The 13786-nt window shown below is 57.4% G+C and carries 13 protein-coding genes; 10 read left to right on the plus strand and 3 right to left on the minus strand.

Features of this window, described 5'->3' with window-relative positions:
• The first annotated feature begins 9 nt into the window (after nt 1–9).
• From OGY07_RS15955 to OGY07_RS15985, 7 genes are all read left to right on the plus strand, one after another.
• Nucleotides 10–1671, plus strand: a complete 1662-nt coding sequence (locus tag OGY07_RS15955; protein WP_286601640.1) for an acyl-CoA synthetase FdrA — start codon at nt 10–12, stop codon at nt 1669–1671.
• Between the two features lie 16 nt (nt 1672–1687).
• Nucleotides 1688–2950 carry a YlbE family protein gene (locus tag OGY07_RS15960; protein WP_042290295.1) on the plus strand — a complete coding sequence of 421 codons (1263 nt, stop codon included), beginning with the start codon at nt 1688–1690 and terminating at the stop codon, nt 2948–2950.
• Between the two features lie 99 nt (nt 2951–3049).
• The gene (locus OGY07_RS15965) at nt 3050–3877 is read left to right on the plus strand and encodes an oxamate carbamoyltransferase subunit AllH family protein (protein WP_286601642.1); all 828 of its coding nucleotides are present in this window, start codon (nt 3050–3052) and stop codon (nt 3875–3877) included.
• Nucleotides 3834–4772 (plus strand): HTH-type transcriptional activator AllS, encoded by a 939-nt coding sequence (gene allS, locus OGY07_RS15970; RefSeq protein ID WP_042290289.1) that lies wholly within the window; start codon nt 3834–3836, stop codon nt 4770–4772. The genes OGY07_RS15965 and allS overlap by 44 nt, the downstream gene beginning before the upstream one ends.
• Before the next feature lie 121 nt (nt 4773–4893).
• On the plus strand, nt 4894–5754 hold the full coding sequence (locus OGY07_RS15975; RefSeq protein WP_042290286.1) for a small-conductance mechanosensitive channel MscS: 861 nt from the start codon (nt 4894–4896) through the stop codon (nt 5752–5754).
• Between the two features lie 189 nt (nt 5755–5943).
• On the plus strand, nt 5944–6579 hold the full coding sequence (argO, locus tag OGY07_RS15980) for an arginine exporter ArgO (protein WP_060570776.1): 636 nt from the start codon (nt 5944–5946) through the stop codon (nt 6577–6579).
• 93 nt (nt 6580–6672) lie between these two features.
• Complete coding sequence (locus OGY07_RS15985; protein ID WP_042290281.1) at nt 6673–7416, plus strand: oxidative stress defense protein; 744 nt, start codon at nt 6673–6675, stop codon at nt 7414–7416.
• A 51-nt stretch (nt 7417–7467) separates the two neighbouring features.
• Here OGY07_RS15985 and ettA read toward each other — a convergent pair whose 3' ends face one another.
• Nucleotides 7468–9135, minus strand: a complete 1668-nt coding sequence (ettA, locus tag OGY07_RS15990) for an energy-dependent translational throttle protein EttA (protein WP_042290279.1) — start codon at nt 9133–9135, stop codon at nt 7468–7470.
• Nucleotides 9136–9347: 212 nt separating this feature from the next.
• On the opposite strand from ettA, the gene sltY reads away from it, so the two are divergent.
• Both sltY and trpR read left to right on the plus strand, forming a co-directional pair.
• Nucleotides 9348–11285, plus strand: a complete 1938-nt coding sequence (sltY, locus tag OGY07_RS15995) for a murein transglycosylase (protein WP_286601650.1) — start codon at nt 9348–9350, stop codon at nt 11283–11285.
• A gap of 56 nt (nt 11286–11341) precedes the next feature.
• Entirely contained in the window at nt 11342–11668 is a 327-nt protein-coding gene (trpR, locus tag OGY07_RS16000; protein ID WP_042290272.1) for a trp operon repressor, read from the plus strand.
• Between the two features lie 16 nt (nt 11669–11684).
• Here the strand turns inward: trpR and yjjX are convergent, their stop codons facing one another.
• The gene (gene yjjX, locus OGY07_RS16005; protein WP_042290268.1) at nt 11685–12197 is read right to left on the minus strand and encodes an inosine/xanthosine triphosphatase; all 513 of its coding nucleotides are present in this window, start codon (nt 12195–12197) and stop codon (nt 11685–11687) included.
• A gap of 70 nt (nt 12198–12267) precedes the next feature.
• Between yjjX and gpmB the strand changes: the two genes are divergently transcribed.
• A complete protein-coding gene (gene gpmB, locus OGY07_RS16010) occupies nt 12268–12915 on the plus strand; it encodes a 2,3-diphosphoglycerate-dependent phosphoglycerate mutase GpmB (RefSeq protein WP_042290266.1) in 648 nt (215 codons plus the stop codon).
• On the opposite strand, the gene robA is transcribed toward gpmB, so the two are convergent.
• On the minus strand, nt 12912–13781 hold the full coding sequence (robA, locus tag OGY07_RS16015) for an MDR efflux pump AcrAB transcriptional activator RobA (protein ID WP_211934792.1): 870 nt from the start codon (nt 13779–13781) through the stop codon (nt 12912–12914). The genes gpmB and robA overlap by 4 nt on opposite strands.
• Nucleotides 13782–13786 lie beyond the last annotated feature (5 nt).

A 13786-nucleotide genomic window follows, 5' to 3' on the forward strand; every position in this document is an offset into this window, starting at 1 on the left:
GTAGCGGTAATGATTTACGCCTTTATTAAAAAGGGAAGTTTTCAGGACTCGGTCAGCCTGATGATTATTTCCCGCAAATTGAGCGAACGGCCGGAAGTGGATCAGGTATCGGTCATGATGGGAACGCCAGCCAATAAAGCCATGCTGGACTCCACCGGTTTCTGGCACGACGATTTTGCCGAGGCCACGCCGAACGATATTTGCGTGGCGGTGCGAACTCAGGAGGCGCGTCCGGGGATCCTTGACCTCGTTCGTGAGCAACTGGAAAAAGAACTCAGCGCGATCGCTAACGCGTCAGGCAGTTCGCAACAATTGCTGAAAGCGCGCCGTTGGGAAAGCGCCTGCCAGAAGCTGCCGCAGGCCAATCTGCTGCTGGTTTCCGTTGCCGGAGAGTACGCGGCGTCAGTTGCCAGAGAAGGGCTGCTGGCAGGTAAGAACGTTATGCTGTTTTCGGACAACGTGCCGTTGGCGCAGGAGGTCGAACTGAAAACGCTGGCGCGCGAGCGTGGGCTGATCGTGATGGGACCGGACTGCGGGACGGCGATGATTGCCGGTAGTCCGCTGGCGTTTGCCAACGTCCTGCCGGAAGGCGGAATCGGGGTTATTGGCGCGTCTGGCACCGGTATTCAGGAAGTGACGTCGCAGATTGCGCTGCGCCATCAGGGGATCAGCCACGCCATTGGTCTGGGGGGGCGCGATCTCAGCGCGGAAGTCGGCGGGATCAGCGCCTTAACCGCTCTTGAGATGCTGGCAGGTGACGACGCCACACGAGTCATCGCTTTTGTCTCCAAGCCGCCGTCGCCGCAGGTCAGAACACGCATTATTACTGCGATGCAAAAGGTTGGAAAACCGGTGGTTGCGCTGTTTCTCGGCAGTAAGCCGGAACGGCGCAGGGAAGGAAACGTCTGGTTGGCAAATTCGCTGTCAGATGCCGCGCAGTTGGCGGTGCTGTTGATGCGCGTTGCGCAACAGCGCGTCAGCCAGCCCGCGGTGGTGGGCAAAACCATTTATGGTCTGTATGCCGGCGGCACCCTTGCCGCAGAGGCCGCAATGTTGCTGTCTGCCGGGCTTGGCGTCCCGGTGAGCGAAACGCACGCCGACGGCGTCATGCTGGAAGCCGAAGGGCATCGCATTGTCGATCTTGGCGATGACAGCTACACCCTGGGCCGGCCACATCCCATGATCGACCCGACCACCCGCAGTATTGAGATTGAAAAACTGGCCGCAATGTCGGAGGTCGGCGTGCTGCTACTGGACGTGGTGTTGGGCTATGGCGCCTGTGCTGACCCGGCAGGCGCGGTTGTTGAGGCCGTTGAGCAAGTCCGCGCGAAACGCGACGCGCCTTTGGTCACCATTGCCACCCTGACCGGTACCGACGGCGATCCGCAGGGACGTAGTGATCAAACCGACATCTTGCGCGCTGCCGGTATCGCGGTGGTGGAAACCCTCGAAGAAGCCGTTCTGCTTGCCGTTAGCCTGACGCGCCATCAGGACGTCGGTTCTGCAACCCGTCATAGCGCTCTGCTGGACGGCATTCAGGTGATTAACGCCGGGCTACGCAGCTTCGCACTGGATCTGCAAAGCAGCGGCACGCCGGTTGTGCATTATCAGTGGGCGCCCGTTGCCGGTGGCAACGCCCGTCTCGCCAGTTTACTCAAGCAGTTACATTAATTTCAGAGGTACCGATATGTATTCATCTATTGCTCAGGCCAACGACGCCATTATTGAACGCATTAAAGCTGCTCGCCCGCACTGGATTGCCGTCCGTCCGGCGAAAGAGGTCATAGAGACGCTGGCGACAGGCCGAAAACTGCTTCACGCGGGGCCACCGATCGCCTGGGAAGAGATGACCGGCCCGATGCGTGGCGCGTGTATTGGCGCGTCGCTGTTTGAAGGATGGGCGGCCAGTGAAGCAGAGGCGCTGGCGCTGTTAAACAAGGGCGAAGTGGCATTCATTCCCTGTCATCACGTTGGCGCGGTCGGGCCGATGGGAGGGATCACCTCTGCAAATATGCCCGTCCTGGTGGTGCGCGACACGGTACACGGCAATCAGTCGTACTGCAATCTGAACGAAGGGATCGGTAAAGTGATGCGCTTTGGCGCTTACGGCGACGACGTCCAGACCCGCCTTCGCTGGATGCGCGATACGCTGGCGCCAGTGCTGCAGGAGGCGTTATCACGCATGGAAAACGGCGTTGATCTGACCGCGTTGATGGCTCAGGCGATCACCATGGGCGACGAATTCCATCAGCGCAATATCGCCGCTTCTTCGCTGCTGCTTCGCACGTTGTCACCGGCGATCGCCGGACTGGACCGACCAAAGGCCGGGATTGTCGACGTGATGCAGTTCCTCAGCGTCACCGACCAGTTCTTTCTTAATCTGGCGATGGCCTACAGCAAAGCGGTCATGGACGCGGCAGCAGAGATTAAGGCCGGTTCCGTTGTCACGGCGATGACGCGTAACGGTCGCGAATTTGGCATTCGCGTTAGCGGCACGGGGGATCGGTGGTTTACTGCGCCGGTGAACACGCCGCAGGGCTTGTTTTTTACCGGCTACAGCCAGGCTGACGCCAACCCGGATATCGGTGACAGCGCCATTACCGAAACGCTGGGCATTGGCGGCGCGGCGATGATTGCCGCCCCCGGCGTGACGCGATTTGTCGGCGCGGGCGGTATGGGCGCGGCGCTGGAAACCTCTGAAGAGATGGCGGAAATTTATCTGGATCACAACCCGCTGTTCCAGATCCCATCCTGGGATTTCAAAGGCGCGTGCCTGGGGTTGGATATTCGTCGGGTGGTGGAAACGGGGATTACGCCGCTGATCAATACCGGGATTGCGCACCGTGAGGCGGGGATCGGTCAGGTCGGCGCGGGCACTGTACGTGCGCCGCTGCTCTGTTTTGAAAAAGCGCTGGAAGCGCTGGCGGAAGCACATCACATCACCGCGTAGTGTCATGGCCCGGTGGCGCAGTGCTTACCGGGCCTGCATGGCAATGCTGTTGGAGGCCGGACAAGGCGTAGCCGCCATCCGGCATAGCGGAGCAAAGTTATGGTCACCTTTAATGCGCTGGCCAGTGCCGGGCTTAATCGACTTCCTGACGGCGAATGGCTGCTGCATAGCCGTTTTTCGCAGGCGATCAATTTCATCCATGCCGGAGGCGAACTGCTGACATTGTATCGCTACGGTAAAGGCATGGGGCCGTCGGGCGTCTTGCTGGCTGATGATGTCTTCTCCCGGTGCGCACAGCATGCAACAATGATCAAGCGGGACGCACAGCTTTATGGACGGAGACTGACCTTACGACCACTGCGGCAACTGACGCTGCGCCTGACGCCCGGGAGCTTACAGCCAGCGGATCTCTCACCTTTTACCTCGCCAACCGGTCTTGGCGGCCCGCTTAATCATGCCGTCGCGTCACTGTCTGTTTTCCCGCAAATAGCCGCGCAGCTGTCGCGCTGGCAGGCCGGTGTTGCGCCTGACTGGCGCTGGCTAATTGGCTGTGGGCCGGGGTTAACGCCCAGCGGAGATGATATGTTAACCGGCATGTTGGCGGTCTTTCACGCCGTCGCGCTGCCGGTTCGGCTTTTTTTACCCCCGAACGATCAACTCGCTTCGCTGACAACTTCGGTAAGCTGTAGCTATCTGAACAGCGCCAGGGTAGGGGAATTTTCTACCCCCGTACTGCGGGTTATGCGCCGTTTACAGTCCGGGCGTTCGCCACAGCGTGCGATTGGTCGGTTGCTGGCGACGGGACACACCTCTGGCGCCGACATGATGTTAGGGATCGCCATTGCGCAGCGCTGGTTACAGGCCGTTGATTTAAGGGGTAAACATGCTCGATCAGGAAACCATTCGTACCTTTATTCGCGTTGCTGAAACGGAGAGTTTTTCCCGTGCGGCCAGCTCGCTGCATAAAACGCCAGCAGCGATCAGCTATCGCATTAAAACGCTGGAAGAGCAGGTGGGAACACAGTTGTTTTTGCGCACCACGCGTTCTGTCAGCCTGACGCTGGCGGGTCAGCATTTGCTGGAACATTGTCGCCAGTGGCTTAACTGGCTTGATGCGATGCCCGATGAGTTGCAGCAAATTAACGCGGGCGTAGAGCGGCAGGTCAATATCGTCATCAATAATCTCCTTTATCAACCGCAAACCACCGCCGATTTGCTAACCTGGCTGCATCAACACTTTCCCTTTACCCGCTTCCAGATTTCCCGTCAGGTCTATATGGGCGTCTGGGACTCGCTGCTGTATGACGACTATCAACTGGCGATTGGCGTCACTGGCTCTGAGTCGTTGTCGAACAACATTTCGCTGTTGCCGCTGGGGGATATCACCTGGCAGTTTGTGGTGGCGCAGCAACATCCGTTAGCCAGCCATCCGGCGGCGGTATTATCGGATGATGTGCTGCGGCGCTACCCGGCTATCAATATTGAAGACACCTCGCGGACGCTCACCCGGCGCGTGGCCTGGCTGTTAAGCGGGCAAAAAGAGATCAAAGTGCCGGATCTCAGCACCAAGCTGGCCTGTCATTTAAGCGGACTGGGCGTCGGTTTTCTGCCTGAACGTTTATGCCGCCCGTACGTGGAGTCCGGAGCGCTGGTGGCGCGATCCGTCGCAAATCCTCGCCAGCCCTCTCCGCTTTCTCTGGCGTGGAAAAATGCGGGTAGTGGAAAGGTGGTCAGCGAAATCGCCAATATTTTTAAACAGCGTCAGCCCCTGGTTGGGGGCTATTTACGTATGGTCGATCGCCCCGCAGAGCGCCAGAAGTAGCCTTCCCTCAAACAAGAACGTAACGAAAATGGAATATTGACTTGTTTTTGTTTACCTTTAAGAGGTTATTTCGTGAGATTGATCTCATTTGCTCTTTTTTGTCATGACCAAGGAACATCGAATGGAAGATTTGAATGTTGTCGACAGCATCAACGGCGCGGGGACCTGGCTGGTCCGTAATCAGGCGTTGCTGCTGAGCTATGCCGTCAACATCGTTGCGGCTATCGCCATTATCATCATCGGGATGATTGTGGCGCGTATCGTCTCGAACACGGTAAACCGTCTGATGCTGGCGCGCCATATTGACGCCACCGTTGCCGACTTCCTCTCTGCGCTGGTGCGTTATGGCATTATCGCCTTCACGCTGATTGCTGCGCTGGGGCGCGTTGGCGTACAAACCGCCTCGGTTATCGCCGTTCTCGGCGCCGCCGGTTTAGCTGTCGGTCTGGCGCTGCAGGGCTCGTTGTCAAACCTTGCCGCAGGGGTGCTGTTGGTGATGTTCCGTCCATTCCGTGCGGGTGAATATGTCGATCTTGGCGGCGTGGCGGGGACAGTGCTGAACGTGCAGATTTTCTCTACCACTATGCGCACCATCGACGGCAAAATCGTGGTGATCCCGAACGGCAAAATCATCGCGGGCAATATTATTAACTTCTCCCGCGAGCCGGTCCGCCGGAATGAATTTATTATTGGCGTGGCTTACGATTCGGATATCGATCAGGTGAAGAAAATCCTGACCGGGATTATCGAATCCGATGAGCGCATTCTGAAAGACCGCGAAATGACGGTGCGACTGAATGAACTGGGCGCGTCCTCGATTAATTTTGTGGTGCGCGTGTGGAGTAAAAGCGGCGACCTGCAAAATGTCTACTGGGACGTACTGGAGCGGATTAAGCGCGAGTTTGACGCCGCGGGTATCAGCTTCCCGTATCCGCAAATGGACGTTAATTTTAAACGTGTAAAAGAACACACGGCAGAGTAAAACGTGCCCGGTGGCGCTAACGCTTACCGGGCCTGTCAGTCTCCAGGCCGGCGCCGGCGTTAGCCGCCATTCGGCAATTTCCCCTCTTGCTATTACCCTTTCTTATACCCGATTAAAATTTTCAATTATCGCTAATAATCTTCCCGCGCTATAGTTTTGCCATAGCGACTTTCTTCAGGAATATTTGACGTGATATCGTATTATTTTCAAGGGCTTGCTCTGGGCGCGGCCATGATCTTACCCCTGGGCCCGCAAAATGCTTTTGTCATGAATCAGGGGATTCGCCGCCAGTACCACATCATGATTGCGTTCCTGTGCGCGGTGAGCGATCTGCTGCTGATTTGTGCCGGGATCTTCGGCGGAAGCGCGCTGCTGATGCAGTCGCCATGGCTGCTGGCGCTGGTGACCTGGGGCGGTGTGGCCTTCCTGCTGTGGTATGGCTTTGGCGCCTTAAGGACGGCCATGAGCAGCAATCTGGCGCTGGCCAGCGCGGAGGTGATGAAACAGGGGCGCTGGAAAATCATCGCCACAATGCTGGCGGTAACCTGGCTGAATCCGCATGTGTATCTGGATACCTTTGTGGTGTTGGGCAGCCTCGGCGGGCAGCTGGCGGTAGAGCCAAAACGTTGGTTCGCGCTTGGCACCGTTAGCGCTTCCTTCTTATGGTTCTTTGGTCTCGCGTTGCTGGCGGCGTGGCTCGCGCCGCGTCTGCGTACGGCGAAAGCGCAGCGAATTATCAACACGTTGGTCGGTCTGATAATGTGGTTTATCGCTTTCCAGTTAGCAAAGGAAGGGGTCGCACACGTGCACGCTTTGTTCATCTAAGCGTTGTCTGATGGACATTGGGGCGTTTCGCGCTAAGCTTGCCTGCATGCGCCCTGAAACCCAGGGCAACCTACGTAACAAGGAGGAACGACTGTGAAGTTCAAAGTGATGGCCCTGGCGGCATTAGTTGGTTTAAGTGCACTGTCGGCGCAGGCGAGCGAATTGCCTGACGGACCGCACATCGTGACTTCCGGAACGGCAAGCGTGGATGCAGTGCCTGATATCGCCACTCTGGCCATCGAGGTTAACGTGGCGGCGAAAGACGCGGCGACGGCGAAGAAGCAGGCCGATGAGCGTGTTGCGCAGTATCTCTCTTTCCTGGAGCAAAACCAGATTGCGAAAAAAGACATCAGTTCCGCCAATCTGCGTACCCAGCCCGACTACGACTATCAGAACGGCAAAAGCATTCTGAAAGGCTACCGTGCGGTGCGTACCGTGGAAGTCACTTTGCGTCAGTTAGACAAACTTAACTCGCTGCTGGATGGCGCGTTGAAAGCGGGACTGAACGAAATTCGCTCCGTGTCGTTAGGCGTGGCGCAGCCGAATGCATATAAAGATAAAGCGCGTAAAGCGGCGATTGACGATGCGATCCATCAGGCGCAGGCACTGGCGGCAGGCTTTAACAGCAAGCTGGGGCCGGTTTACAGCGTGCGTTACCATGTATCAAACTATCAGCCAAGCCCGATGGTACGGATGATGAAAGCCGATGCGGCGCCGGCTTCCGCGCAGGAAACCTACGAGCAGGCGACCATTCAGTTTGACGATCAGGTTGATGTGGTGTTCCAACTGGAACCTGCGGCAGGACAACAGCAGGCAACGGCGGCGAAAGCGCACTAATCCCTGTAGCCGGATAAGGCCTTGCGGCGTCTTATCCGGCACACTGACTGATTACTTCGCAATACGTTTGTACTTGATACGCTTCGGCTCCAGCGCATCGGCGCCCAGCGTGCGTTTCTTATACTCTTCGTATTCGGTGAAGTTCCCTTCGAAGAACTCCACTTTCCCTTCGTCCTGATAATCCAGAATATGGGTCGCGATACGGTCCAGGAACCAACGGTCGTGCGAGATAACCATGGCGCAGCCCGGGAACTCCAGCAGGGCGTTTTCTAATGCACGCAGGGTTTCGATGTCCAGGTCGTTGGTCGGTTCATCGAGCAGCAGCATGTTGCCGCCAACCTGCAGCAGCTTCGCCAGGTGCAGACGACCGCGCTCACCGCCAGACAGTTCGCCCACGCGTTTGCCCTGATCGACGCCCTTGAAATTAAAGCGACCTACGTAGGCGCGGCTTGGCATCTCGGTGTTGCCGATACGCATGATATCCAGTCCGCCGGACACTTCTTCCCACACGGTTTTGCTGTTATCCATTGCGTCACGGAACTGGTCAACGGACGCCAGCTTGACGGTTTCACCCAGCGTGATGGTGCCGCTGTCAGGCTGTTCCTGACCGGACATCATGCGGAACAGGGTGGATTTCCCCGCGCCGTTCGGACCGATGATCCCGACAATAGCGCCTTTCGGTACGGAGAAGCTCAGATCGTCGATCAGGACGCGATCGCCGTAGGATTTACGCAGGTTGCTCACTTCCACGACCTTATCGCCCAGGCGCGGTCCCGGTGGAATGAACAGTTCGTTGGTTTCGTTACGTTTCTGGTATTCGGTATTGTTCAGCTCTTCAAAGCGCGCAAGACGGGCTTTGCCCTTAGACTGACGGCCTTTCGCGCCCTGACGCACCCACTCCAGCTCTTTCTCAATTGACTTGCGACGGGCCGCTTCCTGAGAGGCTTCCTGCGCCAGACGCTGATCTTTCTGCTCCAGCCAGGAGGAGTAGTTGCCTTCCCACGGAATACCTTCACCGCGGTCCAGCTCAAGGATCCAGCCCGCGACGTTATCGAGGAAGTAACGGTCGTGGGTAATCGCCACCACGGTGCCTTCAAAGTCGTGCAGGAAGCGCTCCAGCCAGGCTACGGACTCGGCGTCCAGGTGGTTTGTCGGTTCGTCGAGCAGCAGCATGTCTGGTTTTTCCAGCAGCAGGCGGCACAGCGCGACGCGGCGGCGTTCACCACCGGAAAGGTTCGCGACTTTGGCGTCCCAGTCCGGCAGGCGCAGGGCGTCTGCGGCGCGTTCCAGTTGGACGTTCAGGTTATGCCCGTCATGCGCCTGGATAATCTCTTCCAGCTTGCCCTGTTCAGCGGCCAGTTTGTCAAAGTCGGCATCCGGATCGGCATACAGCGCATACACTTCGTCCAGACGTTTCAGCGCGCCGACCACTTCGGCCACGGCTTCTTCGATGGATTCACGGACGGTATGCTCAGGATTCAACTGCGGTTCCTGCGGCAGATAGCCGATTTTAATGCCCGGCTGCGGGCGTGCTTCACCCTCAATGTCGGTATCAATGCCCGCCATGATGCGTAGCAGAGTGGACTTACCGGCGCCATTAAGACCCAGCACGCCGATTTTTGCTCCGGGGAAGAAGCTCAGAGAGATGTTCTTAAGAATGTGACGTTTCGGCGGAACAACTTTGCCGACACGATGCATGGTATAAACGAATTGGGCCACTTTGGACTCGCCTCTTTCTCTGTCGTGATGAGTAATCGTAGTTAAAGGCGAAGTGTAGCCTTTTTCCCTCCCTAAGCCCAGCCAGCAGATCGTACTCTCAGTAAAAGTAAAAAAGTGTTCGTGACGTGGCGTAAACGGCAATGACTGGTTAGCATAAAACCATCAGGCGGCATGATGCTGCACAGAAATAATGACAAACAGAGGACGAGCTTGTGGACAAAGCCAAATCATTCACCTGGCGTTTTATTGCCGCCAGCGTATGCCTGCTTGCGGTAAGCCAGGCGGCGCGAGCCGACTCCCTGGACGAACAGCGTATCCGTTATGCGCAGATTAAGCAGGCCTGGGATAACCGGCAAATGGACGTGGTGGAACAGATGATGCCGGGCCTGAAGAATTATCCGCTGTACCCCTACCTGGAATACCGCCAGATTACAGACGATCTCATGAACCAGCCGACCATCACGGTGACCCGTTTTGTGCGCGCCAACCCAACGCTGCCCCCGGCCCGCACGCTGCAGTCGCGCTTTGTCAATGAACTGGCGCGACGTGAAGACTGGCGCGGGCTGCTAGCCTTCAGCCCTGATAAACCGAGAACCACTGAAGCTCAGTGTAATTACTATTACGCCAGGTGGAGCACCGGGCAAACGGAAGAGGCCTGGCAAGGGGCGAAAGAACTCTGGCTGACGGGAAAAAGCCAGCCGAACGCCTGCGACAAATTGTTCAGCGTCTGGCGCGCATCGGGAACCCAGGATCCGCTGGCTTACCTGGAGCGGATCCGCCTGGCGATGAAAGCGGGCAATACCGGGCTGGTGACGGTACTGGCGGGGCAGATGCCCGCTGACTACCAGACTATCGCCTCATCCATTATCTCGCTGGCTAACGATCCCAATACTGTACTGACCTTCGCCCGTACCACCGGCGCGACGGATTTCACCCGTCAGATGGCTGCCGTCGCCTTTGCCAGCGTCGCTCGCCAGGACGCCGAGAACGCGCGGCTGATGATCCCGTCGCTGGCGCAGGCGCAGCAGCTTAATGAAGAACAAACCCAGGAACTGCGTGACATCGTCGCCTGGCGACTGATGGGGAATGACGTCACTGACGAGCAGGCAAAATGGCGCGACGATGCGATCATGCGCTCGCAGTCCACTACGCTTGTGGAGCGGCGTGTACGGATGGCGCTGGGAACCGGCGATCGTCGCGGGCTGAATACCTGGCTTGCGCGGCTGCCGATGGACGCGAAAGAGAAAGATGAGTGGCGCTACTGGCAGGCGGATTTACTGCTGGAGCGTGGGCGTGAAGCTGAAGCCAAAGAGATCCTCCATGCGCTGATGCAGCAGCGTGGCTTCTACCCGATGGTGGTCGCCCAACGTCTGGGGGAAGAGTATGTTCTGAAAATCGACAAAGCCCCGGCGAATGTCGATAACGACCTGACCCGTGGACCCGAAATGGCGCGGGTGCGCGAGCTGATGTACTGGAATCTGGATAACACGGCGCGCAGCGAGTGGGCGAATCTGGTAACCAGTCGGAGCAAAACCGAACAGGCGCAGCTGGCACGCTACGCCTTCAACAATCACTGGTGGGATCTGAGCGTGCAGGCGACGATCGCCGGCAAGCTGTGGGATCATCTGGAAGAACGTTTCCCGCTGGCTTACAACGATCTGTTTGCCCGCTATACCCGTGGTAAAGACATCCCGCAGAGCTATGCGATGGCGATAGCGCGTCAGGAGAGCGCCTGGAACCCGAAGGTGAAATCGCCGGTGGGCGCCAGTGGTCTGATGCAGATCATGCCGGGCACGGCGACGCATACGGTGAAGATGTTCTCGATTCCCGGTTATAACAGCCAGAGCCAGTTGCTCGAACCGGAAACCAATATCAATATCGGCACGCACTATCTCCAGTATGTGTACGAGCAGTTTGGCAATAACCGCATCTTCGCTTCGGCAGCTTACAATGCCGGACCGGGCCGCGTGCGGACCTGGCTTGGCAACAGCGCCGGACGTATTGATGCCGTGGCGTTTGTCGAAAGCATTCCGTTTTCGGAAACCCGCGGTTACGTGAAGAACGTGCTGGCTTACGATGCGTACTACCGCCATTTCATGGGGCAGAAAGAGACGCTGATGAGCGATTCTGAGTGGCAGAGACGTTATTAATCAGACGGGTTATGTTATGATTTGTACTCGTGTAAGAGTACAAATGGCGGCATAACATGACCCAGCATTCCCCTTATTCATCGGCGATGGCCGAACAACGTCATCAGGAGTGGCTTCGTTTTGTGGAGTTGCTCCGCCAGTCTTATACAGAAGATTTGCATCTGCCGCTGCTGCAGCTGATGCTGACGCCGGACGAGCGCGAAGCGCTGGGCACCCGCGTGCGAATTATTGAAGAACTTTTACGCGGCGAGATGAGTCAGCGTGAACTGAAAAACGAGCTGGGAGCGGGCATTGCGACGATCACCCGCGGCTCAAACAGCCTGAAATCCGCTCCGGTCGAACTGCGCCAGTGGCTGGAGCAGGTGCTGCTGAAAGACGCCTGAACCGGCCCAGAGACTATCAATACACTGCGTTGTGAAACGGGCTGAGCGCCAGAATCACCGCCTGATGATAGACGCTGGCGCGGGTCAGTTTGCCGGCGGTAAACACACCAATTGCGCCTTCTTTTCGGCCTATTTCATCGATGCCGGTATAAAGCGACATCACCGGACCGAGCGCTTCTCCCTGCCGCACTTTTTCGAGGATCGCGGCAGGCAGGGGCAGCGTAGCGGAACGCGCTTCACCGCGTTGGCTGCCGTTATCAATCACGACCCAGCTAAAGGTGGCGTCGTCATCAATACCCGCTTCAATCGCCACCCAGAAGTCGGCGTCTGGCCGCGCGCGACGCGCATTGTCTACTCGATTTCGTGCGCCAGCACGCGTTTCAGCACTTCCGAAGGGTTGTTCCGGCACGCCGCTCTCGACGGCAACGGACTCGATATGGCAGGATCCTTCGCCGAAGATCTCCTCAAATGCCTTTAGAATTGCCTGAATTTTGGCAGGATTGGTTGTTGCTGAGACGACATGGTGCATAATTAAGCTCGGTTTAAAAAATTTATCGCAGTCTGCTCAAATTATTTTGAGTATATAACGGAAAAAAAGCATGTTACAGGTATACCTTGTTCGCCACGGTGAAACGCAGTGGAACGCCGAGCGACGCATTCAAGGCCAGTCAGACAGTCCACTGACCGCTAAAGGTGAACAGCAGGCCATGCAGGTCGGTGAGCGCGCGAAAACCCTCGGCATCACCCACATTATCAGTAGCGATTTAGGGCGCACCCGCCGCACCGCAGAAATTATCGCCCAGGCATGTGGCTGCGATATCCGCTTTGACGCCCGGCTGCGCGAACTGGACATGGGCGTGCTGGAAAAACGTCATATTGATTCCCTGACCGAAGAAGAAGAAAACTGGCGTCGCCAGTTGGTTAACGGGACGGTGGATGGACGTATCCCGGATGGCGAATCGATGCAGGAACTGGGCGTCCGGGTGAATGCCGCGCTCGCATCGTGCCTTGAGCTGCCGCAGGGGAGCCGTCCACTGCTGGTGAGTCACGGTATCGCGCTGGGTTGCCTGGTGAGCACCATTCTCGGTCTGCCCGCCTGGGCGGAGCGTCGTCTGCGCCTGCGCAACTGTTCGATTTCGCGGGTGGATTATCAGGAAAGCCTGTGGCTGGCGCCGGGCTGGGTCGTGGAAACGGCAGGGGACGTGTCACATCTGGACGCCCCTGCGCTGGATGAACTGCAGCGTTAACGGCGAATCGGAATCAGGAATTCGCAGCGCAGATTGATGGGGCGGTCACCGGCTTTGGCATCTTCGGCCGGGTAGTACCGCTCGATATCCTGACCTTTGCGGCGCGTCAGATTCAGCATCGGCATACAGGTGCCGTAAACTGTCAGAATAAATTCCTGAACGCCAGTACCCAGACCTTCATAGGTAAACATCACATACTCGCCGCCGTGTAACTGCACTGGCTGTGCCGACTGCACGTAGCCGTTCGCCTGCTCAGGCGTGAGCGCGGTGGTATAAAACACCTCCTGCTCGTCGTCTTTTTCCAGGCTCGGACGCGTTTCGTTCAGGCCGTACAGCACCGGGGGAATCGCTGGGGCGTGGCCGAGGAAATCGCGCCAGAACTGGACGCGCATTTCATGGCGGAAGTCAGAAATTTGCTCAAGCGAGCAGGAATAACTTTGGGTGACGCCAACCAGCTGCGTCTCTTCCAGAGTGACGAACTTATGCTCAGGTAGGGCAAACTCGCCCAGGCGCAAAGGCGGGCGAATACCGAACGCGCTCCATTCCGGCGAACGGCGGTACAGCGCAGGCGTCTGGGAAAACTGTTTTTTAAAGGCGCGGGTGAACGTTTGTTGAGAGTCGAAGCGGTATTGCAGGGCAATATCCAGGATCGGTCGCGCCGTCAGGCGAAGGGCCACAGCGGATTTCGACAAACGCCGCGCGCGGATGTACGCGCCAATGGCGTGGCCCGTGACGTCCTTAAACATTCTTTGCAGATGCCACTTGGAATACCCTGCTTTTGCCGCCACATTGTCAAGCGACAGAGGTTGGTCCAGGTGACCTTCCAGCCAGACTAAAAGGTCGCGAATAATGCCGGCCTGATCCATAAAAT

It is taken from the genome of Citrobacter sp. Cs237 (genome assembly GCF_030332325.1).
Classification (GTDB): domain Bacteria; phylum Pseudomonadota; class Gammaproteobacteria; order Enterobacterales; family Enterobacteriaceae; genus Citrobacter_A; species Citrobacter_A sedlakii.

Coding starts and splice junctions, on each gene's coding strand:
- allS (WP_042290289.1), top strand. CDS start 3,834: ATGCTCGATCAGGAAACCATTCGTACCTTTATTCGCGTTGCTGAAACG.
- trpR (WP_042290272.1), top strand. CDS start 11,342: ATGACCCAGCATTCCCCTTATTCATCGGCGATGGCCGAACAACGTCAT.
- gpmB (WP_042290266.1), top strand. CDS start 12,268: ATGTTACAGGTATACCTTGTTCGCCACGGTGAAACGCAGTGGAACGCC.
- OGY07_RS15975 (WP_042290286.1), top strand. CDS start 4,894: ATGGAAGATTTGAATGTTGTCGACAGCATCAACGGCGCGGGGACCTGG.
- OGY07_RS15960 (WP_042290295.1), top strand. CDS start 1,688: ATGTATTCATCTATTGCTCAGGCCAACGACGCCATTATTGAACGCATT.
- robA (WP_211934792.1), bottom strand. CDS start 13,781: ATGGATCAGGCCGGCATTATTCGCGACCTTTTAGTCTGGCTGGAAGGT.
- yjjX (WP_042290268.1), bottom strand. CDS start 12,197: ATGCACCATGTCGTCTCAGCAACAACCAATCCTGCCAAAATTCAGGCA.
- OGY07_RS15965 (WP_286601642.1), top strand. CDS start 3,050: ATGGTCACCTTTAATGCGCTGGCCAGTGCCGGGCTTAATCGACTTCCT.
- OGY07_RS15955 (WP_286601640.1), top strand. CDS start 10: ATGATTTACGCCTTTATTAAAAAGGGAAGTTTTCAGGACTCGGTCAGC.